The sequence below is a fragment of the Pseudonocardia sp. ICBG601 genome, assembly GCF_020496245.1.
Genome location: NZ_JAHLJA010000062.1, coordinates 25993 through 48279, shown reverse-complemented (window position 1 = coordinate 48279; position 22287 = coordinate 25993). Strand labels below are relative to the sequence as shown.

Genomic DNA, 22287 nt, shown 5'->3' with positions numbered 1-22287 from the left:
TCTGGACAGTTGTCAAGATTCTGGTGCGGGCTGCGACCCGGTCGTGCCCGTCCGACGCGTCGGGACGACGGCCCCGGGGACGACGACGGGCCGGGAGCGCGGTGCGCTCCCGGCCCGTGCGGCGCGGGTGGGGGACGGCTGCCCCCGGAGTCAGTTCTGGCCGGTCAGCGCCCCGGCGAGCGGGCCCAGCGGGGGCGCCCACTCGCGGATGTCGGCGCGGGCGACGACGCCGGCGGTGGTGAACGGGTCGTTGTCGACGATGCGCTGCACCGCGGCCCGGTCCTCGACCCGGAAGATCAGCAGCCCGCCCGGATCCTCCCCCGGCGCCCAGGCGCCCGCGGCGAGCATCGTGCCGTCCTCGCCGAAGGGGCGCAGGTAGTCCCGGTGCGCGGGGCGGGTGGCGTCCCGCAGCTCGGTGTCGTCGGTGTAGGTGTAGATCAGCGCGAAGGTGGTGGCCACGGTGCGATCGTCGCACGTGCTCGGGGCGGTGCGCCGGGACCGGTCGGACGGCGGCCGGTCCCGGGCGCGCCGCGGTCAGACCTCGATCACGGTGACCGTGGCGGTGGTCCCGTCGACCTCGATCAGCGCGCCGTTCGGGATCCGGCCGGTCGCGTCGGTCGCCGACACGACACACGGGATGCCGAGCTCACGGCTCACGATCGCGGCGTGCGAGAACGGCGCCCCGACGTCGACGACCACCGCGGACGCCGCGACGAACAGCGGCGTCCACGACGGGTCGGTGATGGGCGCGACGAGGATCTCGTCCGGCTCCAGCGCCGAGGGGTCGTTCGGGTCGAGCAGCACCCGCGCCCGACCCCGGGTGACCCCGGTGCAACCGGACACTCCCTGGATGGTCTCCCCGGCGACGGCCGCGGTGTGCGTCCGACCCGAGCGGCGCACCCACTCGCCGGTCGGCGGTGGGTCACCGACCACGACGAACGGCGGCTCGAGGTCGAACATCTCCAGGTAGACGCGCTCGCGCTCGCGGACGGTGGCGGTGAACGAGCCCGGATCGGCGAGGTAGGCGGGCAGCTCCTCGGCGAACAGCATGAAGATCTGCTTCGCCGCGTCCAGGTGACCGGCCTCGGCGCCGCGCCGGCCCAGCTCCAGCGCGGGCAGCCGCAGCTCGTGGATCAGCATCGCGGCCGTGGTGCGGGAACGCTCCCGCCCGCGCAGCCAGAGCGCCGCCGCGTGCAGCGCGGCCTCGAACTGGCCGCCGGCCTCCGCGTCACCGGCCAGCAGCTCCCGCACGGTCGCGGTGGCCTCCTCCCGCTGCCGGACCCGCTCGGCGTTCTTGATCTGTGGGGACTCCTCGTCCGCGACGCCGCGCATCCGGTCGACCGTGTGCAGCGCGAGCTCGGGCCGCAGGCTCCAGGTCAGCGCCCGCAGCTCCCACTCGGCCGGGCCACGGAAGTCCCACTCGCCGAGGAAGGCGTCGAGCCCTGCGACGAACTCCGCGACCTGCGGGTCGCCGGAGGACCGCAGCCGGGCGTCCAGGCCCTCGACACCGCCGTCGAACAGCTCCGCGACGGGGCCGGTGCGCGCGAGGCGACTCAGTGTCCACATCCCGTGCGGCGGACCCGCGGAGTCGACGTCGCCGATGCCGGCGACCAGGGTCAGGGCCAGCTCCGGGCGCCCGACCGCCGCGGCGATCTGCGAGATGGCCCCGAGACCGACGCCGGACTTGAGGCTGGACTCGATGTGGCGCTGGAACAGGCCACGCAGGACGTCGTTGAACGAGGTGATGCGCTCGGCGAGCGCGGCGTCCGACAACGTCGCGACGTCCGGTCGCTGCGACCGGATGTCCAGCACCGTCCGCCGGTCGGCGTCGTAGGCGGCGAGGTCCTTCGCGAGCAGGACCTCGTTCATCAGCCAGGCGCCGGCCTTCTCCGAGTACGCCGGGTCGTCGTCGAAGTCGCGCTTCTCGCTCTCGTAGCTCGGGATACCCGGCATGTCGCCGAAGTACTGCAGGTCGACGGCCTCGGCGCCCATCCCCGGCACTCGCACGCCGAACAGGCGCATCAGCGACATGTTGATGTAGAGGTAGCTCCCGAAGGCGGGCAGGACGTTGCGCTCGACCGAGGCGTCGTAGAGGTCGTGGTCCCAGACGCCGCAGGCGACGAAGGCGTCCCGCCAGCCCGGCTCGAGGTTGGCCTGGAAGCCGGTCGAGGCGTTCAGCGGCGAGATCGGGTCGGGAAAGATCTCGCCGACGTTCGCCCGGGAGTAGAGCGGGAAGGTCTTCGACGTGCGGTCGAAGATGGGCCAGTCGGTCACGGAGCTGGTCTCCTCGTCATCGAGGTCCGCACACGGGCGGAGGTCCGGGCACCCGGGCGTCGGCGCGACGCTCGATGTGCGACTTGTCCGTCGCATTCTGGCGAGCAGCGGGCGGCGTGTCAACCGTCACTCCGCCGTGCCCGGACGGCGTCGCCCACGACCTCGGGCGAACTCGACGCGACAGACCGGTCATGTCGAGCGTCGCGCCGTCGGGCGGTGGCCTGGCAGGGCCCGCACGTGTCGCCCTTCGGGCACCCCGGGTGCGACTCATCCCTCGCATTCCTCGCCGTCGAGGCGGAGACCGCACGCACGCGAGCTCGGTGCGCCGGCCCGGTCGCGGTCCTCCGTTCCGGACTCAGCCGGCGGCGGCCCAGCCGTCCAGCACGGCGAGCGCGGGAAGCAACCGGGCGACGACCTCGGCGTCCGAAGCGCCGTCGTCGGCACCCGCGGTCACGTCGCCGAGCCACACCTCGCCGGTCGCGCCGTCGACGGTCACGACGTCGCCGGGCCCGAACAGCCGGGTCCCGTCGGCGGCGTGCACCGCGTCGGCACCCACGTGCAGCTCCTCCGCCCCGACGACGGCCGGGATGCCCCAGCCGCGCGCGACGACGACGGCGTGGCTGACCAGCCCGCCGGTGCTGGTCAGGATGCCGACGGCGACCGACATACCGTGCACGTCCTCCGGGCTGGTCTCCGGCCGGACCAGCACGACGTCGCCCTCGGCGTCGGCGGCCGCGTCGGCGCTCAGCACGACGGCTCCGCTGACCCGGCCCGGCGAGGCGCCGAGACCGGTGGTGAGCGCCGCCGGGGTCGACGCGGCCCCGCGGCCCGCGGCGAGCACCTCGGCCCGTGCCCGCTCCCGCACCTGCTCGGGCACCCGGGCGAGCGCCTCGGCCCGGGACAGCCCGATCGCCGGGTCGTCCACCATCTCCACCGCCGCGCGCACCGCGGCGACGGCGCCGCGCTTGCCGACCCGGGTCTGGAGCACCCAGAGCCGCCCGCTCTCGACGGTGAACTCCACGTCGCAGATGTCGCGGTAGTGGCGCTCCAGACGGTCGAGGAGCCCGGTCAGCTCGGCGTGCGCCCGCGGCAGGGACGTCGCCATCCCCGCGATCGGGGTGGTGCGGGCGGTGCCGGCGACGACGTCCTCGCCCTGGGCCCGGAGCAGGAAGTCACCGTAGGGGACGTTCTCGCCGGTGGACGGGTCGCGGGTGAACACGACACCGGTCCCGGAGGAGTCGTCGCGGTTGCCGAACACCATGGCCTGCACGTTCACCGCGGTGCCGAGGTCGTCCGAGATGCCCTCGCGCTCGCGGTAGGCGCGGGCGCGTGGGCTGTCCCAGCTGCGGAACACCGCCTCGACCGCGGCGCGCAGCTGGGCGCGCGGGTCGGTCGGTACCGGGGTCCCCGCGGCGTCGAGGACCGCGCGGACGCGGTCGACCTCGGCGCGCAGCGCGGCCTCGGTGCGTTCGGCGGGGGCGGGCCCGATCAGGGCGTGGTCGACCCCGAGCACCGTGGTCGCGAACATGGCGAGGAACCGCCGGTAGCTCTCCCAGGCGAACACCGGGTCACCGGAGACCTCGGCGAGGCCCGCCGTGGTGGCCTCGTCGAGCCCCAGGTTGAGGACGGTGTCGAGCATCCCCGGCATGGACCGTGGGGCGCCGCTGCGCACCGCGAGGAGCAGCGGGTCGGCCGGGTCGCCGAAGCGGCGGCCCAGGCGTTCCTCCAGGGCGGCCAGCTGGGTGGTGATGGCCTCGTCGAGCCCGGCGGGCCATCCCCCGGCGCGGTGGGCGGCGCACACGGGTAGCCCCAGGGTGAAGCCCGGGGGCACCGGCAGGCCGAGCACCGAGGTCATCTCGGCGAGCCCGGCGCCCTTGCCACCGAGCAGGTCGGCCAGCTCGCGCGGGGGCCGCTCGTGCGGGTGGTCGAAGGCGAACACGGCGGTGGACGCCGCGGTGGCCGTGCTGGTCATCGTCGTCCTCACGGTCTGCGGTGCGGCTCAGTGGCCGTCGGCGGCGCCGCGTTCGCGGCCCAGCGTGCTCATCAGGTCTTGGTGGAGCTCCATCCACACGTCGTGGTAGCTCTCCCGCAGCGGCGCGGCGAACGCCGTCGTCTCGCCGCCGTCGACCCGCTCCCAGGCCGCGGCGAGGTCGCGCGGGTAGCGGCCGAACCGCGGCAGCACCCCCGCGAGCTCGGCGGTCACCTCGACCGCACGCGGGTGCAGGGCACCGAGCTCGTCGACGACACCACGGTCGTAGGCGGGGTCGGAGTGGTCGTTCGGGGTGCCGTCGGGACGGACCTGCCAGCGCGAGCAGATCTCCTTGAACGGCTGGTTGAGCTCCAGGAACCGCGACTCCGCCCGCTCCACGGCCGCGCGCGCCCCGGACGCGTCCAGCTCGGCGGCCAGCAACCGGGCGTGCTCGGTGCGGCCCTCGGCGGTGAGCGTCCAGCCCGCGACGCGTCCGGTGCGCTCCTTCACCCGGCCGGCCTCCGCGGCCGCGGCGAGGGCGGCGTCGACGGTCACGTGGTCGAGCTCCGTCCGGCGGGCGATCACCGGGGCGGCGACGAAGCCGGACAGTCGCAGCGTGTGCAGGACGAGCAGGTCGGGCGACGTGGTGGTGTCGGCGGTCACGGCGCTTCCTCCGGTTCGTGGTGACGACGGTGTCAAAACGGTGTCGACGGGGTCATGGTGGGGTTCAGGCGGACCGGCTGTGCAGCCCGGGCCGGTGGCCGGGAGGAGCAGGTGCGGGGTCTCGTTGATGCTGCGCAGCTGGCGGACGCCCCCGCTCGAGGCGAGCAACCTGCTGAACGAGGTGTAGTCGAGCTGGACGAACATGCTGCGTCGGCGACCGAGCAGACGGGACAGGAACGCGTTGATCACACCGCCGTGGCAGACGACGGCGACCCGCTGCCCGGGGTTCGCCGCGATGACGTCCTCGAACGCGGCGAGCACGCGCTGCTCGAAGGCCTCCGGGTCGAACCGGTGCTCGCCCCAGACGCCGGACACTCGAGCGCCCGCCACTGGGCGGCCCGGTCGGTGCCACTGAGCTCCACGGGTACGTAGGTGTGCGCGCCGCGGTCGAACTCGGCGAGCCGGTCGTCGACGGCGACCGGCAGCCCGGTGCGCTCGGCGAGCGGGTGTGCCGTCTGCAGCGCGCGGCGCATCGGGCTGGACACGATGCGGTCGGGGGCCAGCCCGGCCGCCCCGGTCAGCAGTGCGGCCAGCAGGTCCGCCTGGTGGCGGCCCTCCTCGGTGAGACCGGGGTCGGCGCCGGCGACGTGCCCCTGCACGGTCTCCGGACGCCCGTGCCGGACGACGATCAGCTCCACGGTCTGCTCCCGGCGGGCTCCGGGACGAGCGACGCGCGCAGCTCGCCCATCCTGACCTTCCCGGCGACGCTGCGCGGCAGGGACTCGACGAGACGGACCTCGCGGGGGGTCTTGAACCCGGCGAGGCGGGCGCGGCAGTGCGCGACGAGCCGGTCGGCGAGCCCCGTCCGGTCGGTGTCGGCGGCGGGCACGACGACGGCGACGACCCGCTCCCCGAACTCCGGGTCGGGCAGCCCGACGACGGCGGCGTCGGCGACCTCCGGGTGCGGGAGCAGCACGTCCTCGACCTCCCGGGGGTACACGTTGACCCCGCCGGTGATGATCGTGTGACCGCTGCGGCCGTCGAGGTAGAGGTAGCCGTCGGCGTCGACGTGGCCGAGGTCGCCCGCGGTCCCCCAGCCCGGTGTCGCGGCCAGGTCGGCGGTGCCGTCCGGACGTCGCTGCGGCTCGGCGGCACCGGGCCGGGCGAACCACACCGCGCCGACCTCACCCGGGCCGAGCGGGCGGCCGTCCGCGTCGGCGACGTGCACGGTGCTCCCGGCCGGACGCCCGACCGACCCGGGGCGTTCGCGCCACTCGTGCGGGCCGATGGTGGTGCGCCCGTAACCCTCCGACGAGCCGTAGTACTCGTGCACGATGGGGCCCCACCAGTCGAGGACCGCACGCTTGGTCTCCGGCGGGCACGGCGCGGCGCCGTGCACCGCGACCCGGTGCGACGACAGGTCGTAGCGGTTCCGGACCTCGTCGGGCAGGCGGAGCAGGCGCACGAACATCGTCGGGACCCACTGAGCCTTTCCCAACCTGTTTGTGCTGGTCAGGCGGTGGTGATCATGAGGGTCTGGATCGCTGCGACGAGCTGAGCAGCCTGGGAGGGGCTGGAGCGGATCTTGCGGAGGATCTTCCAGTTCTTCAGCTCGGCGTTGACCCGCTCACCCGGTGCCCGCCGTCGGGCGTGAGCGGCGTTGACGGCCTTCTGATTCGCTGACAGGGGCCGGTACCGGCCGGTGTCGAGATCGCGGCGTCGGCGTCGGTGCGGGACGGTGATCGCGGGACCGCCGCCCTGGTAGGCGGTGTCAGCGACCGCCCGCACCCCGGTGGTGTTGACCGCGTCGATGATCCCGTGGATCCGGGCAGCGCCCATGTCGTGCCGTGCCCCCGGTAGCGGCGGGGAGATCCACACCAGCCGACCCGCGGGGTCGGCGATGACCTGCACATTCAGCCCGTGACACTTGTGCTTCCCGCTATAGAACGCCCGGTCATAGCCCGAGCCCATGCCGACCCGGTCGATACGCAGCAGCGTCCCGTCCAGGATCACGAACGCCTTCCCGGCCGCGACCGTGATGGCCTGCTCCAGGGTCGGCGCGAGCGCAGCGAGCAGCCCGATCGCCTCGGCGACATACCGGGACACCGTGGACTTCCCGACTCTGAATCCGCTGGCCAGGTCGGTGTAGGTCTCGCCCTTACGTAGGTGCGCGAGCACGAGCAGGGCTTGGCGGGCCGGGGTCAGGAGCCGCCACCGGGTCCCGATCCGGCGACGATGTCCGCGCAGCAGCCCGGCCAGGACACGAACCGTGCGAGTGGACATCGACATCCCGGATGGGTAGGACAACACGCGGGGCTCCTCGGTAGGCGGTGGCGCGACAGCTATCCGTCTACCAGGAGCCCCACCCATCTCACGACAAGCCACGCACCTCACACCCCTGACCAGCACAAACAGGTTGGGAAAGGCTCACTGGCTGTGGGTGACCCGGTAGCGCTCGATCGCGGCGAGCGCGGCCTCGGGCTCGAAGCGCTCCATGAGCACGACGGTGCCGCCGACCTCCTGGACCGACTGCAGGAAGCCGAGCGGGCCCGCGTGGTAGGCCGGCCCGGCGACGAGCAGTACGTCGGGGGCCTCACCCGGGCCGGTGGGCTCGGTGCGGAACCCGAGGCTGCGCATGAGGGCGGCCGAGCGGACCGGTCCGTCGGCCGGGTGACCGCCCGTGGGGGCCACCCGGAAGGGCTTGGGACGGCCGGTGGTGCCCGAGCTCCAGAGGATCCGGCCGCCGGTGGTCTCGGCGTCGCGCGGGAGCCGGGGTGCGGCGGCCACCGCGGCGTCGTGGCCGGTCCAGCCCGACGGCACGTCCGGGCCGATGACCAGCCGGACCGCGGGCACCGGGACGCCCGCGCGGGCCAGCGCGTCGTCCAGCGCCGTCGCGATGCCGGCCCCACCCGCGACGACGGCGGCGGGGCGGGCGTCCTCCGTCATCGGGACGAGCTCGGCGGCGGACAGGTGCCGGTTGACCGCGGCGAGGTGGAGCCCGCTGCGCCGGGCGGCCCAGAACACCTCGCCCCAGCGGACGTCGTTGCCACAGGCGATCAGCAGGGTGTCACCCGGGCGCAGGCCGGCCGCGTACAGGAGACCCGCGAGCCGGGCGCTGCGGTCGTCGAGCGCGGCGTAGGTGACCGCGTCACCGCTGCCCGCCACGACGAGGGCGGTCCGGTCGGGCACCGTGACCGCGAACGATGCGGGGTACACGCTTCCTCCGCTCAGTTTTGCAACGTCCGTTCACATTACGACGAGCCGAAGGTACCGCGTGAGGCGTGCCCGGACAAGCTCCGTGCCGGTCCGGACACGCGTCGGCGCCCGGCCATGTGCGACCCGGCAGTCATCGGGTCGACCGGGGTGGGTCAGGACCCGGCGGGCGGACCCTCGTCGAGGATCGGGATGGAGCGGTGCCAGACCTCGGCGACGCCGCGGGCGAGCCGCTGCAGCTCCTCGGGGCGCGGGGCCCGTTCGGCCAGGCCGATGTGCACGTAGGCCATCTGCTCGACGGCCGAGCCGAGCACGTCGGCCAGTAGACCGAAGTCGGTCTCCGCGATGCGTCCGGCGGCGTGCAGGCGACGCAGCCAGCCCGCGGTCCGTTCGACGAACGACGCGCGCTGGCGCAGCCAGAGCTCGGTGAAGCCCTCGTCGGACCGGATGGCCGCGGCCTCCCGCATGACCCGCAGCAGGTGCCGGTTGCGGGTGTAGGAGACCAGGTAGGCCGAGGTGAGCTCCTCCATCGTCGCCAGGTCCAGGCGGTCGCCGACGGTGCTGCGCCGGCTGGACTCGACGAGCGAGTCCAGGCCCGGCCGCAGCGCCTCCAGGAAGATCTCGTCCTTGCTGGTGAAGTGCCGGTAGAAGTTCCCCTGCGAGACCCCGGCCCGGTAGACGATGTCGGAGATCCGGGTACTGGTGTAGCCGTACTCGGCGAAGCAGTCGGCGGCGGCGTCGATGAGCTGCCGGCGGGTCCGCATGCCCCGGGCGTTCTTGCCCCGGACCTGGCGCTGCGGGGCCTCCGGCGCGTCCTGCTGCGCGCTGTCCTGCTCGGCCACCCGACCTCCGGCCCCCTGTCGCGCCGCCCTGTACGCGGGCGCGAATGCGATAGTCGCGTCACTGTACCCACCGGGGCGGAGCCCCGGGCCGTGCGGCGGTCACCCGAGCAGGGAGACGAGCTCCACGTACTCGTCGATCCCGAACCGGCCCAGCTCCCGGCCCAGACCGGACCGACCCAGACCGCCGAAGGGCGCGTCGAGGCCGTCGCGGGTGCGGACGCCGTTGACCTTGACCTGGCCGGCCCGGATGCGACGCCCGACCGCGCGGGCCCGGTCCGGGTCGCCCGACCAGACGCCCGCGGCCAGGCCGTACTCGGTGTCGTTGGCCAGGCGGACCGCGTCGTCGTCGCCGCTGTGGGTGAGCACCGCGAGGACCGGGCCGAACACCTCCTCCCTGGCCAGCGCGGACCCCGGGTCGACGCCGGTGAACACGGTCGGGCGGTGGTAGTGCCCCTCGGGCAGGTCGGGGTCGGGCTCGCTGCCGCCGACGAGCAGGCGGGCACCGTCGGCACGCGCCCGGTCGACGTGCCCGCGCACCGACCGCAGTTGCCGTTCGCTCACCAGCGGGCCGAGATCGGTCCCGGCGTCCCAGGGGTCGCCGACCGTCAGCGCCCGGACCGCGGTGACGAGCAGGTCGCAGACCTCGTCGTGCCGGTGCGCGGGGACCAGCAGCCGAGTGAGGGCGTTGCAGGCCTGCCCGGAGTTGAAGAACGCCTGCGCCACGGCCGCAGGCACCGCCCGGTCGAACGGGGCGTCGTCGAGGAGCACGTTGGCCGACTTGCCTCCGAGCTCGAGACAGACCCGGGTGATGCCGGGCGCGGCGAGCTCGGCGACCCGGGCGCCGGACGGGCCGCTGCCGGTCAGTGAGACGACCGCGACCCGTGGATCGCGCACCAGCGCCTCGCCGACCACCGGCCCCGTGCCGGTGACGAGGTTCAGCACACCCGGCGGGACTCCCGCCTCCTCGGCCAGTCCGACCAGGGCGAACGCGGTCAGAGGCGCCACCTCGCTGGGCTTGAGCACCACGGTGCAGCCCGCGACCAGTGCGGGCCCGACCTTCGCCGCGATCTGGTGCAGGGGCATGTTCCACGGCGTGATGGCGACGACCACCCCGGCCGGCACCCGCAGCACCTCGCCCGCGGCGACCGGCTCGGACCACGGGTGGGACAGCGCCGCGTCGGCGGTCAGGTGCAGCACCCTGGCGGGCACCGCGACCTGCGCGGGCCCGGCCAGGTGGTACGGCATCCCGACCTCGGTGGTGACGACACCGGCCAGGTCGTCGGTGTGCGCGGCGAGCAGGTCCCCGAGGGCGCGGACGATCTCCGCGCGGCGGGCCACCGGGGTGTCGGCCCACGCGGGGCCCGCCGCGACGGCGGCGGTCACGGCGCGCCCCGCGTCCTCGGCGGTGCCCCCGCCGACGTGGGCGACGGTCGCGCCGGTGGCGGGGGACCCGACAGCGATCGGCGCCCCGCCGGCCTCGACCCACTCGCCGCCGATGCGGTGGGAGAGCCGGTCGACGACCAGGTGCGCGCCCGGCCGGATGCCCGGGGCCGCGGTCATCCCTGCGTCACCCGCACGGGCAGCCGCTTGATCCCGTGGAACCAGTTCGACAGCAGGCGGTCGGGCTCGGCGAGCGGCTCGATCCGGATCCCGCGGGCCAGGACCTGCTCGTAGAAGACCCTGGTCTCCATCCGCGCCAGGTGGGCCCCCAGGCAGTAGTGCGGGCCCGCGCCGAACCCGAGGTGCCGGTTCGGCGTGCGGGCCAGGCGGAACTCCTCCGGTGCGTCGAACACGCGCTCGTCGCGGTTGGCGGCGGCGAACCACAGCACGAGCTTCTCCCCGGCCCGCACGGTCTGCCCGTGCAGCTCGACGTCCTCGGTGGCGGTGCGGCGCATGTGCACCACCGGGGACACCCAGCGGACCATCTCCTCGATCCCCGACCGCAGCTGCGGTGCGCCGCCGGCACGCAGCTCGTCCCACCGCCCGTGTTCCGACAGCGCCGCGACCGAGCCGGAGAGCAGGTTGCGGGTGGTCTCGTTCCCGGCGACGGTCAGCACCATGTAGTACGGGTTGAGCCACTCCTGGGTGAGCGGCTCCCCCTTCGGCGTGGCCCGGGTCAGCGTGCTGACGATGTCGTCGGCCGGGCAGGCCCGTCGCTGCTCGGTGAGGTCGGCGTAGTAGGCGAACAGCTCGTCGCGCGCCCGCGCCGCCGTCTCCGGGCCCGCGGAGTACTCCGGGTCCTCGCTGGAGGACTCGTTGGTCCAGCGCAGCAGCAGGTCCGCATCCTCGACCGGCACCCCCAGCATCGGCGCGAACACCAGCAGGGGCAGCCGCGAGGCGATGACCTTGACGAAGTCGAACTCGCCGAGCTCGAGCGCCTCGTCGAGCAGCGCGCCGGTGACCTCCTCGACGCGTGCCGCCAGCCGCTCCACCGCCCGCGGGGTGAAGGTGGAGGTCAGGACCCGGCGGAACGGCACGTGGTCGGGGGCGTCCATGTTGTGGATCTGGCGCGGGCCGTTCCCCTCGGCACGCCGGTCCGGGATCTGGGTGCCCTGGCCGTTGCCGAAACGGTCGGCGTCCTTGGCGACGGCCTCGACATCGGCGTACCGGGTCACCGACCAGAACCCCTCCCCCTCGCCGGGGCCGGGGTTCCAGTGCAGCGGGGCCCCGTCGCGCAGGACGGCGGAACATCTCCGGGTCCCGTCCGGCGGCGAACACGCCCGCGTCGAGCAGGTCGACGCCGCGCACCCCACCGACGGGGCACTCTGTCGAGGCGGCCATGGCGATCTCCATCCCGTACCGACGTCCGGTCCGACTGTGGACCAGTTTTGCGAACGAGACTATACATAAGCTCCGAGCCCGCGGAAGCCCGCCGATCGCATCCGCCACGACCTCGAGGAGCCCCATGACCACCGACCCAGCCGGTGTCCGCCGGTTCGTCGTCACCGGTGCCGGATCGGGCATCGGCGCGGCGCTCACCGACCGGCTCGTCACGTCCGGGCACGAGGTCGTCGCCCTCGACCGCGCGGCCTCCGGGGTCCCGGACGGAGCCGAGCCGCTCGCCTGCGACCTCACCGACCCGGCCGCGGTCGAGGCGGCGGTGGCGGCGGTCCGCGCCACGGGCCCGCTGCACGGGGTGGCCGCCGTCGCGGGGGTGCCCGGGAGCGTCCCGCCGCCGGTCGTGCACGCGGTCAACGTGGTCGGGCTCCGCCGGGTGGTCGGGGCACTGGCCCCGCTGCTGACCCCCGGCTCCGCGGTGGTGCTGCTGTCGTCGATGGCCGGGTACCGGGGCACCGCGACCCCGGACGAGCTCGACCGCTACCTCGCGCTCGACGACGACGACCTGCAGGCCGCACTGGAGGCCACCGCACTCGACGGTCCCGGCGCGTACCAGCTGTCCAAGCAGGTGGTCCACGCCCTCGCCGTCGATCTGGCGGCGACGCTGCACCCACGCGGTGTCCGGGCGGTGAGCGTCAGCCCCGGCCCGGTCGAGACCCCGATCCTGGCCGACTTCCGGGCGACGATGCCCACCCTCGACGAGGCGAGCCGGCTGGTCGGGCGCAACGCGCGCGCCGACGAGGTGGCCGCCGTCGTCGAGTTCGTGCTGTCGCCCGCGGCCTCCTGGCTGAACGGGATCGACCTGCGCCTCGACGGCGGGCTCACCGCCCTGCGGGCGCGCGCCGTCCGCTGAGGTGACGCGCCGTCGGCGGACGACGCTGCCCGCTCCCGATCCGGATCGCGAGAGACCGTCCGGGCCGGCATCGGGGCCGCTACGGTCGTGTCGTGCGCCCACCTCTCGGAGCTGCCGGAGTCGCCGCAGTGTTCACGGCGTCGGCCGCTCTGCTGACCGGATGCACACAGCACGAGGGCATCCCACCGATCTACTACGGGACTCCGCCGCCCCCTCCCGCCAGCGCGACGCCGGTGCCCGTACCGAGCAGCGTGCAACACATCCCCGGCCAGCCACCGGTCGTCCACTACGGCACCGTCCCCGACGCCCGCCTCGGCGTCAGCTACGAGTACCACCTCTACGTCCACTGCGGCATCCACACCGCACAGTTCGCGGGCAGGACGTGGATCGCGCAGCCCGAGGCCGCGGACCCGCTGACCGCCGAGACCGAGATCGGTCCCGACCAGCACCTGGCCGGATCGATGACCCTCGCCACCCCCGACATCGCGGTGTTCCGATGGCCGGGCGGCTCGGCCCAGTTCGAACCCGTCGCCGCCCCGCAGGGACTCTGCGCCTGAGACCCGCCTCGTCGGCAGAACCGGCGGCTCGACACGATGGGAAGATGCGTCCACTCGCTGTCGTGCTCGGTGTGTTCGGCGCGTTCCTCGGCCTGCTCTGCACGATGCTGGCCCCCTCGCTGTCCTACGAGGTGGTGTCCTACGGCCCGACCCGCAGCGACAGCGCCTACGAGTCGGTGCTGAGCCTGAGCCGTGACTGGTCCCCGGCCCTGCTGATCATGCCCGCGGTCGGCCTGGTGTCGGGCATCGTCGTCGCCGTCGCGCTGGGCCGCGCCGGCTGGGCGCTCCGTCGCGACTGACCATCCGAGCCCGTCTCCCGGGGCGCCGTACTTCGCTCAGCCCACCGGCCTCGGCTCACGGCCGAGCCGCAGGCGCACCCGCGCCGCGTCGAGCAACGGCGAGGCGAGCCCTCGGCGTCGGGCGAGGGCCGCGAGCTCGTCGAGAACCTCGACCTCCACCGGTCGCCCGGCCCACAGCTCGCGGGTCATCGACGGCACGAACCCCGAGCTCGGATCGGAGAGACCGCGCACGAGCGCTGCGGGGTCGCCGGCGTGGCCGTCGGCCCCGGCGACGGCGGAGAGCTCGGTGACCACGGCGTCGACGAGGCCCGGTCCACCCGGGGCCGCCGCGACGTCCCCCACCCGGGCGCCGCCCAGGCACGTCAGCACCGTGCTCGCGGCGATGAAGACCCATTTCGCCCACATCGCGGAACGGATGTCCTCGACGACGCGCACCGCGATCCCGTCCACGGAGAGTTCGCGGCGGACCGCCTCGACCGCGGGGTCCTCGCCCGGGGCTCCCGGACGTCCGAGCTCCAGCGTGGCGCCGACCGCCTGTTCGACGATCACGCCGTGCGGCAGCAGGGTGGCCGCCAGCCGGGCGGTCGCCCCGAGCACCGCTCCGGCACCGAAGGCATCGACCAGCGTGTCCAGGTGCGCCATCCCGTTGAGCAGCGGCACGATCTGGGTGTGCGGTCCCACCGCGGCGGCGACGTCCTTCACCGCGTCCGGCAGCGCGTTGCCGCGCACCGCCACGACGACCAGGTCGTACGGGGAGCGCAGCTCGTCGGCGGTCACCACCGACGGGAGCAGGTGGGAGTGGGTCACCCCGTCGACCCCGCGGATCTGCAGCCCCTCGAGGGACAGCCGGTCGGCGGTGGCCGGGCAAGCCAGGAAGGTGACCTCGCGGCCCGCGGCGAGCAGACGCGCGCCGAGGTAGCCCCCGGTCGCACCGGCGCCGAGCACCAGGGTCCTCATCGGCGTCGTCACGCCCGGGACGGAGCGACGGCGGAGCCCCGCTCGTCGCCGGTCTGGACAGGCACCCCGACCAGCGAGCCGTACTCGGTCCAGGACCCGTCGTAGTTCTTCACCTCGGGGTGGTCGAGGAGCTCGTGCAGGGCGAACCAGGTGTGCGAGGAGCGCTCGCCGATGCGGCAGTAGGTGATGACCCTGGTGTCGCGGTCGATGCCCGCACCCCCGTAGAGCGCCCGCAGGTCGTCGTCGGACCTGAACGTGCCGTCCTCGGCGACCGCGCGGCTCCACGGGATGTTCACCGCCCCCGGGATGTGCCCGCCACGCTGGGCCTGCTCCTGGGGGAGGTGCGCGGGGGCCAGCAGCCGACCGGCGTACTCCTCGGGCGAACGGATGTCGATCAGCGACGCCGTTCCGATCGCGTCGACGACCTCGTCGCGGAAGGCTCGGATCGAGCGGTCCTGCTCACGCGCGGTGTAGGTGGTCCGTGGGCGCGCCGGCACGGCGGTGTCGAGCCTGCGCCCGTCGAGCTCCCACTTCTTGCGGCCGCCGTCGAGCAGTCTCACCGCCGGGTGGCCGTAGAGCGTGAAGTACCAGTAGGCGTAGGCGGCGAACCAGTTGTTGTTGCCGCCGTAGAGCACCACCGTGTCGTCGTTCGCGATGCCCTTGTCCGAGAGCAGCGCCTCGAAGCCGGCCCGGTCGACGACATCGCGACGGACCTGGTCCTGCAGCTCGGTCCTCCAGTCGATCCGGACGGCACCGGGGATGTGCCCGCCGTCGTAGACGGTGGTGTCCTCGTCGACCTCGACGAACACCACACCGGGCGTGCCGAGGTTCTCCTCCGCCCAGTCGGCGGTGATCAGGGCGTCCTGGCGGCTCATGGCTTAGCTCCACTCGCATCGACGTAAACAAATAGCTTTAGCTTACGTCCATAGTCAGTCGGATGTAAGTCCGTGACAGCTGATTCTGCCCTTGGATACGAGGTAGACGATGCATACGTACCAAACTCGCCTACGTCGTAGTGACTGAGCTGCGCTAGACTCGTGCCATGCCCTGGACCGCCACGTCGCGTTACGACACCGCCGTCGCCGACGGCGGCCTGGCCCTGGTGCAGGACCTGCTGAACACCATCCCGGCAGGACGCCCTCGCCAGCCGGATCTGCTCGGGGAGCTCGACAGCGCGCGGACCTGGCTCGACTCGGCGCTGTCGGACTGGACCGCGACCACCGGCCGGTCCCTGCCGTCGGCGGTGCTCGACGACCGGGGCCTGGAGGAGCTGCAGGCACTGCGCGCCGACCTGCGGGCCGTGGTCTCCGCACCGGATCGGGGTCAGGGCGCGGCCGAGGACGAGTACCTGCGCAGCGCCTCGGTCGGCCTCGTGCTGGCCGCCGACGGCTCGGTGGTCCTGCGCCCGCGCGGGCAGGGGTGGCGCACCGTGGTGGGCCAGTTCCTCATCGAGGTGCTCGAAGCCCAGCGCGCCGACACCTGGCGCCGGCTCAAGACCTGCCGCAACGAACGGTGTGCGGTCGCGTTCTACGACCGGTCCCGCAACAACAGCGGCGCCTGGCACGACGTGCGAGTCTGCGGGAACGCGGTGAACCTGCGCGCCTCCAGGGCACGGCGGCGCGCGGCGCTGGAGGCGGCCGACGCCGAGCACGGCTGACGGCACGCCCCGGCCGTCGGCACCCGCGCGGCATCCGGGCCGCCGGCTCCAGGTGGCCCGTCAGCCCTCGGTGCGCACCGAGCCCGACGGTGACCAGGCGTCGGTCTCGATCGGGCTGAAGGTGGTGTCGTGCTCGTCGAGCCGGCGCATCCGCCCGCCGCGGCCGCGGAGCACGGTGTCGTCGAGCGGCGTGGTGAAGACGTTCTCGACCAGCGTGTACTCGGCGGCGAGGCGGCCCACGGGCGCCAGCGCCGCGGTGTCGACCCGGCCGCGGTCGAAGTACAGGTCGTCACGCAGGTGCACCCGTTCGACGACACCCCACACGACGTGGTCGTCGAGGTCGCCGACCGGGATGATCCGGTCGACGCGACATTCGAAGTGGATGGGGGCGTCGCGGACCCGGGGGGCCGCCACGACCTCCGAGGGTGCCTTGGCGAGTCCGACGGCCTCGAACTCGTCCACCTCGGGGGCGAATTCGTGGGCGGTGCGGTGCATCTGGTGGGCCTGGGGCAGGGAGACCAGGTTGGTGACGAACTCGCCGGTGTCGCGGATGTTGGTGAAGGTGTCCTTGAGCTCACCGGTGCTGCGGGGCTGCATGGTCAGCGACACCATCGGCGGCCTGCGCCCGACCGCGGTGAAGAAGGAGATGGGCGCGAGGTTGGCGACGCCGTCGGTCGAGACGGTGCTGACCCACGCGATCGCCCGGGGCACGATGCTGCCGATGAGCAGCTTGTAGGCCTCGGTGGCGTCCAGCTCGGCAGTGTCGATGATCATGTACGGGTCTCCGTCGGGAATGCGGCGCGGGCGGAGCCCCAGAGCGCGCCGGGGTTGATCCGGTCCGGGTGCCGGGTGCGCATGGCGTGGTAGCGCTCGATCGCGCTGCCGATGAGCGTGGTGGCGATGGGCGACCAGACACGGACGTCGAGGTCGGGTGGCAGGTCGGTGATCGCGGTGGGGATCGACGGGCTGACATGGACGTCGACGTGCAGGAGATCGGTCATCGTCAGCGTCCCTCGAACGACATCGCCGGGCGCGGGCGGCCGGCGTGCAGTGCCTCGACGGCGGTGGGGATCGCCATCCGGGTGTCGGCGCTGTCGAACAGCGGGATCGCGACGTCGAAGATCGCCTCGTCGGCCGCGGCGACGCCGCCGACGGCCCAGGTCCGCAGGAGACTCTTGTGGGCCGCGTGGGCGAGCGTGGGACCGGCGGCGAACCGGGTGGCGAGCGCGGCGGCCTCGTCGTGGAGGGTCTCGTCGTCCACCACCCGGTCGACGACGCCGAACCGCTCCATCTCCGCGGCGGGGACCTGCTCGGAGGTCAGCGCCCAGCGCATCGCCCGGGAGCGGCCGGCGCGCTCGGCGATCCGGTAGACCCCGCCGAGCAGGGTGACGATGGCGATCGACTGTTCCGGGTGACCGAACCGGGCGGTGCGGCCGGCGACGATCAGGTCGGCGCGGACGGCGAGCTCGAGCCCGCCGCCGAAGCACAGGCCCTGCACCGCGGCGACCGTGGGGAGCGGGAGGCGTTCGAAGCGGTTGAACGTCTGCAGGAAGTGCTCGAAGTGCGCGCGCATCTCACGGCGTCCCCAGTGGGGCCAGGGCTCGATGTCGCCACCGAAGCTGAAGTCGGGACCGTCGGCGCGCAGGACCACGGCGCGGGCGTCGCCGGCGGCGATCTCGGTGAGCGCGGCGTCGAGCTCGTCGACCATGGTGGTGCCGATGCGGTTCTGAGGCGGGTTGTGCAGCACCAGCGTCGCGACGCCGTCGGCGATGGTGACGGACACGTGGGACATCGTCAGTCCTTCCGGGGAGCGAGATGGTCGGCGAACCAGGTGCGGGCGGCGCCGCACGCGGCGTCGAACCCGGCGAGGTAGGGGTCGAAGTGGCCGCCGGGGACCAGCACCAGACGCTTGGGTTCCCGCGCGCGTTCGTAGGCCGCCAGGGCCGTGTCGGTGAGGGTGACGGTGTCGTGGGTGGCGACGACCATCAGCAGGGGCGTCGGGCTGACCCGGTCGACGTACACGCCGGGCTCGTAGGTGGTGGCGGCGAGCGTGGAACGGACCGTCACCTCGTTGGCCCAGACCCCGTCGGGCACGTCCTGCAGGTAGAACGCCACGGCGTCGGGGGCGCGGTAGGAGGCCGGCGTGCCGGGGTCGGTCGAGACGATCGCGCGGCGCGCCGCCGGCCGGCCTGCCGCACGGGCGCGTTCGTCGTCGAGCAGGCCGGCGTGGAAGGCGGGGAGGTCCTCCGGCCGGACCCGGCGACGGGTCTGCTCGGCCCCGCTGATGGTGGGGACCTGCGCGACCACCGCGCGGAGCCGGGGGTCGGTCGCCCCGAGGACCAGGGCGTGCCCGCCGGCGTAGCTGGTGCCCCAGAGTCCGAGGCGGCCGGCGTCGACCTCGGGGCGGGACTCGAGGAAGGACAGGGCCCGTCGCCAGTCGGCGATCTGGGTCCAGGGGTCGACGTCCTGGCGGGGCACCCCGCCGCTGGCACCGAAGCCGCGATGGTCGTGCAGCAGGACGGCGTGGCCGTCGGCGGCGAAGGCCTCGGCGAACCGCTCGATGCCGTGGTGGCGGGTGCCGGCGTAGCCGTGGGCCATCGAGATCGCCGAGTGCGGCCCGGGCCCGTCGGGCAGGTGGAGCCAGGCCCGCAGCACGGTGCCGTCGTCGGCGGTGAACTCGACGTCCTCGCGCCGGAGCCTGTTGCCGGCGCTCATGCGCGGTGGAAACGGTCGCGCTCGATGCGGCCCTCGAGGCGCCGGCCGAGCTCGTCGGAGAACCGCAGTGCGCCGTCGAGGGGCCGGTGGTGGATGGCGATCTCGACGTGCCGACCGTCCTCGTCGGCCACCAGCCGCGTGACGCCGCTGACCTCGGTCCCGTCGTGCAGCGTGGCGTCCCACTCGAGGTAGGTCCGCGCGCCGTGGCGTGCCTCGTGGGTGAACACCAGGGACGTGTAGATGCCGCTCGCCGCACCCATCACCGCCGCGACCTCGTCGCGGCCCTCCACCGGTGTCCGCAGCACCGAGGCACGCAACACCACGTCCGGTGCGAGCGCCTCGGTGAAGGCGGTCGCGCTGTGCCGCGCGAAAGCCCTCGTCCAGCCCTGCTCGGACACTCCGTGGGCGGTGTTGCCGCCCCCGCTCCCCCGGGTCGGGCCGGAGACGCGGTCCACGAGCTCGTCGAGGTAGGCCGCCACCGTCCCGGGGCGCTCGACGTGGGGCCAGTGGCCCGCGTCGGCCACGGTGGCCGCCGACGCGTGCGGGAACCGCGCCAGGACGTGGGTGTCGAGGAGCTCGGCGGTGATGAACGGATCCCGGCCGCCGCGCAGGACGACGACGGGAGCGGTGACCTCCGACGGTGCCGCGCCCGCAGGGTCCCCGTCGTTCCACGCGTCGACGGTGGCCGAGCACGCCTCGGCGGTGATCCGCTTCCCGGCCGCGGCGAGCCGGTCGAGCTCCGCCGGGGGGAACGCGTCGGAGAGCCGGCTGCGCACGGCGCGCTGCGCGTCGGCGTCGCCGCCGAGGGCCTTGAACGACGCCAGGGCGTCGGCCGGGAGCCGGGCACCGGCGAGCGGGACCGGTGCGACGAGGACCAACCCGGCGACACGGTCCGGCCGCTGCGTCGCGACGAGCTCGACGATCTGGGCCCCGAGGCTCTGGCCCACCAGGACCAGGGGGCCGGTCGTGCTGTCGACGAGGTCGACGACGTCGGACGCGTGCCGGGCGAGGGTGTAGGGCCCGGCCGCGTCAGGACGTCCGGCCATGCCTGCCAGCTCGGCGACGACGGTGGGCGATCGGCGCGTCCGGGAGTCGAGCACGGGATCCCACACCGCGCCGTCGTCGAGGAAGCCGTGCACGACGAGCGTGGTCACGGACGTGCTCTGCGTCATCGCCGAACCTCGTTCCGGTGGTTGGGGTGGTCCGGACCGACCATCCTCATCATTCAACATAGTCTTTCTCGTTTCGACTATGTCAAGTACTCCCACTCATCACGCTCCCCAGCGAACGCGAGCGATGGAGGAGCGGACAGACGGGTCCAATCGCCGCCCCTCCCCGTCGATCGAGGTCGCCGACACCGACCACCACCCGCGGCTGCTGGCAGAAGCACCTCACTGTCCGCCGCACAGACGCTGCTTGACCCGGCCGGTACGACGGGGCACGATACGGACCGATCGGTCCAGGACCGATCGGTCCACCGGAGGAGAGCCATGAGAGACGCAGTCATCATCGAAACGGTCAGAACACCTCTGGCCAAGGGCAAGGCCGACGGCGCCTACGCCGGGGTGCACCCGGTGGAGCTGCATGCACACGTACTACGGGCGCTGGTCGATCGCGCACAGCTCGATCCGGCGGAGATCGACGACGTCATCGGTGGAGCCGTCGGGCAGGTGGGCGAGCAGAGCGGCAACACGACCCGGTTCGCCACGCTCGCCGCGGGGTTCCCCGAATCGGTGCCGGGCACCACCGTGGACCGGCAGTGCGGGTCGAGCCAGCAGGCCCTGTCGTTCGCCGCACAGGGTGTCGTCGCCGGTGCGTACGACATCGTGATCGCGTCCGGGGTGGAGTCGATGTCCCGCATCCCGATCGGCAGCCAGACCCGCGTCGACGGAGTCGCCCAGGACGTGTCCGGGCCGTCGGTCGCCGCCCGCTACGCACCGGGACTGATCCCTCAGGGCGTGAGTGCCGAGCTCATCGCCCGCCGGTGGGGGTTCTCGCGCAGCCAGCTCGACGAGTTCGCCCTGACCAGCCACCAGCGGGCCGCCGCGGCCTGGGCCGACGGGCGATTCGCCCGCGAGGTCGTCCCGCTCAAGACCACCGGCCCCGACGGGACCGTCGGTCAGCTGGAGACCGACGAGACGATCCGGCCGGGCACGACGGCCGAGGCGCTCGCCGGGCTGCGCACCCCCTTCGCCGACCCGCGGTGGACCGAGCGCTTCGGCGCCATCGACTGGACCGTCACCGCCGGCAACGCCAGCCCCTACAACGACGGCGCCGCCGCACTGCTCGTGACCACCTCCGAGATCGCCGCCGCGCACGGCTGGACCCCACGGGCCCGCGTCCACACCGCGTCCACACCGCGACCGTCACCGGCGACGACCCGGTCCTCATGCTCACCGGCATCATCCCGGCGACGGCGAAGGTGCTCGCGCGCGCCGGGCTCTCGCTGGACGACATCGACGTCTTCGAGGTCAACGAGGCGTTCGCCTCGGTCGTGCTGGCCTGGCTCGCCGAGACCGGCGCGGATGCCGCGAAGGTCAACGTGAACGGCGGCGCGATCTCCATCGGCCACCCGCTCGGGGCCAGCGGCGCCCGGCTGGCCACGACCCTGGTCGGGGTGCTCGAGCAGACCGGCGGGCGCTACGGCCTGCAGACCATGTGCGAAGCCGGTGGCACCGCGAACGCCACCATCGTCGAGCGGATCGTCCGATGATCGTCTCCGGGGCCAACGCGCTGGTCACCGGCGCCAACCGTGGCCTGGGCGCGGCGCTGGTCACCGAGCTGCTCGCCCGCGGAGCGGGCACGATCTACGCCGCCCCCCGCGATCCGCGCAGCCTGCGGCACGAGGATCCCCGGGTGGTCCCGCTGCGCCTCGACGTCACCGACTCCGTGACGATCCACGAGGCCGCGCAGCGCGCCGGCGACGTGGACATCGTCATCAACAACGCCGGGGTCAGCGGGGCGGGATCGCTGCTGCACGCCGATCCCGAACGCGCCCGGGCCGAGATGGAGACCAACTTCTGGGGGCCGGTGGCAGTGACCCGGGCCTTCGCGCCGGTGCTGGCACGCCGGGGTGGCGGCGCCCTGGTGACCGTCCTCTCCGCCCTGTCCTGGGCTGCTCTGCCGTTCGCAGGGTCCTACGCGGCGACCAAGGCGGCCGCGTGGTCGTTCACCAACGGCGCACGGGCCGAGCTGCGGAGCCAGGGCACACAGGTGGTCGGAGTGCACCTGGGGTTCATGGACACGGACATGGTCGCCGACCTCGACGTCGCAAAGATCGCTGCACCCGAGGTCGCCCGCGCCATCCTCGACGGCGTCGCAGCCGGTGACGAGGAGGTGCTGGTCGACGACCCCAGCCGCGCCCTGAAGGCGGCGCTCGCCGGCTCGCCGGCCGGCCTGGAGATCACTGCCGGGTGACCGCAGGTGCCCGGGCGGCGGACGACACACGAC

Annotated in this window: 23 protein-coding genes and 1 pseudogene; 6 read left to right on the top strand and 18 right to left on the bottom strand. The window is 73.8% G+C overall.

Annotated elements, in window-relative coordinates; all coding sequences use genetic code 11:
- Nucleotides 1-150: 150 nt before the first annotated feature.
- The 11 genes from KPL57_RS19605 to KPL57_RS69915 form a co-directional block, all read right to left on the bottom strand.
- Nucleotides 151-459: a YciI family protein gene (locus KPL57_RS19605; RefSeq protein ID WP_226352686.1), complete on the bottom strand. Its 309-nt coding sequence runs from the start codon at nt 457-459 to the stop codon at nt 151-153.
- 75 nt (nt 460-534) lie between these two features.
- Nucleotides 535-2274, bottom strand: coding sequence for a PEP-utilizing enzyme (locus KPL57_RS69920; protein ID WP_226352685.1), 1740 nt, complete (start codon nt 2272-2274; stop codon nt 535-537).
- A gap of 355 nt (nt 2275-2629) precedes the next feature.
- Nucleotides 2630-4246: a pyruvate, phosphate dikinase gene (locus tag KPL57_RS19595; RefSeq protein ID WP_226352684.1), complete on the bottom strand. Its 1617-nt coding sequence runs from the start codon at nt 4244-4246 to the stop codon at nt 2630-2632.
- Between the two features lie 27 nt (nt 4247-4273).
- Entirely contained in the window at nt 4274-5227 is a 954-nt protein-coding gene (locus KPL57_RS19590; protein WP_308252937.1) for a histidine phosphatase family protein, read from the bottom strand.
- Complete coding sequence (locus KPL57_RS66870) at nt 5152-5604, bottom strand: histidine phosphatase family protein (RefSeq protein ID WP_308252936.1); 453 nt, start codon at nt 5602-5604, stop codon at nt 5152-5154. Before KPL57_RS66870 ends, KPL57_RS19590 begins: the two co-directional genes overlap by 76 nt.
- On the bottom strand, nt 5595-6404 hold the full coding sequence (locus tag KPL57_RS19585) for an AMP-binding protein (protein WP_264198317.1): 810 nt from the start codon (nt 6402-6404) through the stop codon (nt 5595-5597). The genes KPL57_RS66870 and KPL57_RS19585 overlap by 10 nt, the downstream gene beginning before the upstream one ends.
- Before the next feature lie 14 nt (nt 6405-6418).
- Nucleotides 6419-7216, bottom strand: a complete 798-nt coding sequence (locus KPL57_RS19580) for a transposase family protein (protein ID WP_226351139.1) — start codon at nt 7214-7216, stop codon at nt 6419-6421.
- 117 nt (nt 7217-7333) lie between these two features.
- On the bottom strand, nt 7334-8122 hold the full coding sequence (locus tag KPL57_RS19575; protein ID WP_226352683.1) for an AMP-binding protein: 789 nt from the start codon (nt 8120-8122) through the stop codon (nt 7334-7336).
- A gap of 152 nt (nt 8123-8274) precedes the next feature.
- On the bottom strand, nt 8275-8961 hold the full coding sequence (locus KPL57_RS19570; RefSeq protein WP_020627127.1) for a TetR/AcrR family transcriptional regulator: 687 nt from the start codon (nt 8959-8961) through the stop codon (nt 8275-8277).
- Nucleotides 8962-9060: 99 nt separating this feature from the next.
- A complete protein-coding gene (locus tag KPL57_RS19565) occupies nt 9061-10521 on the bottom strand; it encodes an aldehyde dehydrogenase family protein (RefSeq protein ID WP_020627128.1) in 1461 nt (486 codons plus the stop codon).
- The gene (locus tag KPL57_RS69915) at nt 10518-11576 is read right to left on the bottom strand and encodes a cytochrome P450 (RefSeq protein WP_226352682.1); all 1059 of its coding nucleotides are present in this window, start codon (nt 11574-11576) and stop codon (nt 10518-10520) included. Before KPL57_RS69915 ends, KPL57_RS19565 begins: the two co-directional genes overlap by 4 nt.
- 290 nt (nt 11577-11866) lie before the next feature.
- Here KPL57_RS69915 and KPL57_RS19555 point away from each other — a divergent pair, with 290 nt between their 5' ends.
- From KPL57_RS19555 to KPL57_RS19545, 3 genes are all read left to right on the top strand, one after another.
- Complete coding sequence (locus tag KPL57_RS19555; RefSeq protein WP_226352681.1) at nt 11867-12652, top strand: SDR family oxidoreductase; 786 nt, start codon at nt 11867-11869, stop codon at nt 12650-12652.
- A 233-nt stretch (nt 12653-12885) separates the two neighbouring features.
- Nucleotides 12886-13209: a hypothetical protein gene (locus KPL57_RS19550; RefSeq protein ID WP_226352680.1), complete on the top strand. Its 324-nt coding sequence runs from the start codon at nt 12886-12888 to the stop codon at nt 13207-13209.
- 44 nt (nt 13210-13253) lie between these two features.
- Nucleotides 13254-13508, top strand: coding sequence for a hypothetical protein (locus KPL57_RS19545; protein WP_226352679.1), 255 nt, complete (start codon nt 13254-13256; stop codon nt 13506-13508).
- A gap of 36 nt (nt 13509-13544) precedes the next feature.
- Here the strand turns inward: KPL57_RS19545 and KPL57_RS19540 are convergent, their stop codons facing one another.
- Entirely contained in the window at nt 13545-14477 is a 933-nt protein-coding gene (locus KPL57_RS19540; RefSeq protein WP_226352678.1) for a ketopantoate reductase family protein, read from the bottom strand.
- Nucleotides 14474-15340, bottom strand: coding sequence for a sulfurtransferase (locus KPL57_RS19535; RefSeq protein WP_226352677.1), 867 nt, complete (start codon nt 15338-15340; stop codon nt 14474-14476). Before KPL57_RS19535 ends, KPL57_RS19540 begins: the two co-directional genes overlap by 4 nt.
- 167 nt (nt 15341-15507) lie before the next feature.
- Here KPL57_RS19535 and KPL57_RS19530 point away from each other — a divergent pair, with 167 nt between their 5' ends.
- Entirely contained in the window at nt 15508-16122 is a 615-nt protein-coding gene (locus KPL57_RS19530; RefSeq protein WP_226352676.1) for a CGNR zinc finger domain-containing protein, read from the top strand.
- Between the two features lie 60 nt (nt 16123-16182).
- Here KPL57_RS19530 and KPL57_RS19525 read toward each other — a convergent pair whose 3' ends face one another.
- Genes KPL57_RS19525 through KPL57_RS19505 form a run of 5 tightly spaced genes read right to left on the bottom strand, consistent with a single transcriptional unit; the run spans nt 16183 to nt 20009 of the window.
- Nucleotides 16183-16896, bottom strand: a complete 714-nt coding sequence (locus KPL57_RS19525) for a flavin reductase family protein (protein ID WP_226352675.1) — start codon at nt 16894-16896, stop codon at nt 16183-16185.
- The gene (locus KPL57_RS19520; RefSeq protein ID WP_226352674.1) at nt 16893-17123 is read right to left on the bottom strand and encodes a hypothetical protein; all 231 of its coding nucleotides are present in this window, start codon (nt 17121-17123) and stop codon (nt 16893-16895) included. The genes KPL57_RS19525 and KPL57_RS19520 overlap by 4 nt, the downstream gene beginning before the upstream one ends.
- A gap of 2 nt (nt 17124-17125) precedes the next feature.
- On the bottom strand, nt 17126-17914 hold the full coding sequence (locus KPL57_RS19515) for an enoyl-CoA hydratase/isomerase family protein (RefSeq protein WP_226352673.1): 789 nt from the start codon (nt 17912-17914) through the stop codon (nt 17126-17128).
- 2 nt (nt 17915-17916) lie between these two features.
- On the bottom strand, nt 17917-18837 hold the full coding sequence (locus KPL57_RS19510) for an alpha/beta hydrolase (protein ID WP_226352672.1): 921 nt from the start codon (nt 18835-18837) through the stop codon (nt 17917-17919).
- The gene (locus KPL57_RS19505; protein ID WP_226352671.1) at nt 18834-20009 is read right to left on the bottom strand and encodes an alpha/beta fold hydrolase; all 1176 of its coding nucleotides are present in this window, start codon (nt 20007-20009) and stop codon (nt 18834-18836) included. The genes KPL57_RS19510 and KPL57_RS19505 overlap by 4 nt, the downstream gene beginning before the upstream one ends.
- A 318-nt stretch (nt 20010-20327) precedes the next feature.
- Between KPL57_RS19505 and KPL57_RS19500 the strand changes: the two are divergent.
- Nucleotides 20328-21550 (top strand): annotated as a pseudogene (locus KPL57_RS19500) (acetyl-CoA C-acyltransferase).
- Nucleotides 21547-22254 carry an SDR family oxidoreductase gene (locus KPL57_RS19495; RefSeq protein WP_226352670.1) on the top strand — a complete coding sequence of 236 codons (708 nt, stop codon included), beginning with the start codon at nt 21547-21549 and terminating at the stop codon, nt 22252-22254. The pseudogene KPL57_RS19500 and the gene KPL57_RS19495 overlap by 4 nt, the downstream one beginning before the upstream one ends.
- Nucleotides 22255-22287: the final 33 nt, after the last annotated feature.

Coding starts and splice junctions, on each gene's coding strand:
- KPL57_RS19595 (WP_226352684.1), bottom strand. CDS start 4,246: ATGACCAGCACGGCCACCGCGGCGTCCACCGCCGTGTTCGCCTTCGAC.
- KPL57_RS19565 (WP_020627128.1), bottom strand. CDS start 10,521: ATGACCGCGGCCCCGGGCATCCGGCCGGGCGCGCACCTGGTCGTCGAC.
- KPL57_RS19555 (WP_226352681.1), top strand. CDS start 11,867: ATGACCACCGACCCAGCCGGTGTCCGCCGGTTCGTCGTCACCGGTGCC.
- KPL57_RS19545 (WP_226352679.1), top strand. CDS start 13,254: ATGCGTCCACTCGCTGTCGTGCTCGGTGTGTTCGGCGCGTTCCTCGGC.
- KPL57_RS19535 (WP_226352677.1), bottom strand. CDS start 15,340: ATGAGCCGCCAGGACGCCCTGATCACCGCCGACTGGGCGGAGGAGAAC.
- KPL57_RS19530 (WP_226352676.1), top strand. CDS start 15,508: ATGCCCTGGACCGCCACGTCGCGTTACGACACCGCCGTCGCCGACGGC.
- KPL57_RS19525 (WP_226352675.1), bottom strand. CDS start 16,896: ATGATCATCGACACTGCCGAGCTGGACGCCACCGAGGCCTACAAGCTG.
- KPL57_RS19520 (WP_226352674.1), bottom strand. CDS start 17,123: ATGACCGATCTCCTGCACGTCGACGTCCATGTCAGCCCGTCGATCCCC.
- KPL57_RS19515 (WP_226352673.1), bottom strand. CDS start 17,914: ATGTCCCACGTGTCCGTCACCATCGCCGACGGCGTCGCGACGCTGGTG.
- KPL57_RS19510 (WP_226352672.1), bottom strand. CDS start 18,837: ATGAGCGCCGGCAACAGGCTCCGGCGCGAGGACGTCGAGTTCACCGCC.
- KPL57_RS19505 (WP_226352671.1), bottom strand. CDS start 20,009: ATGACGCAGAGCACGTCCGTGACCACGCTCGTCGTGCACGGCTTCCTC.
- KPL57_RS19495 (WP_226352670.1), top strand. CDS start 21,547: ATGATCGTCTCCGGGGCCAACGCGCTGGTCACCGGCGCCAACCGTGGC.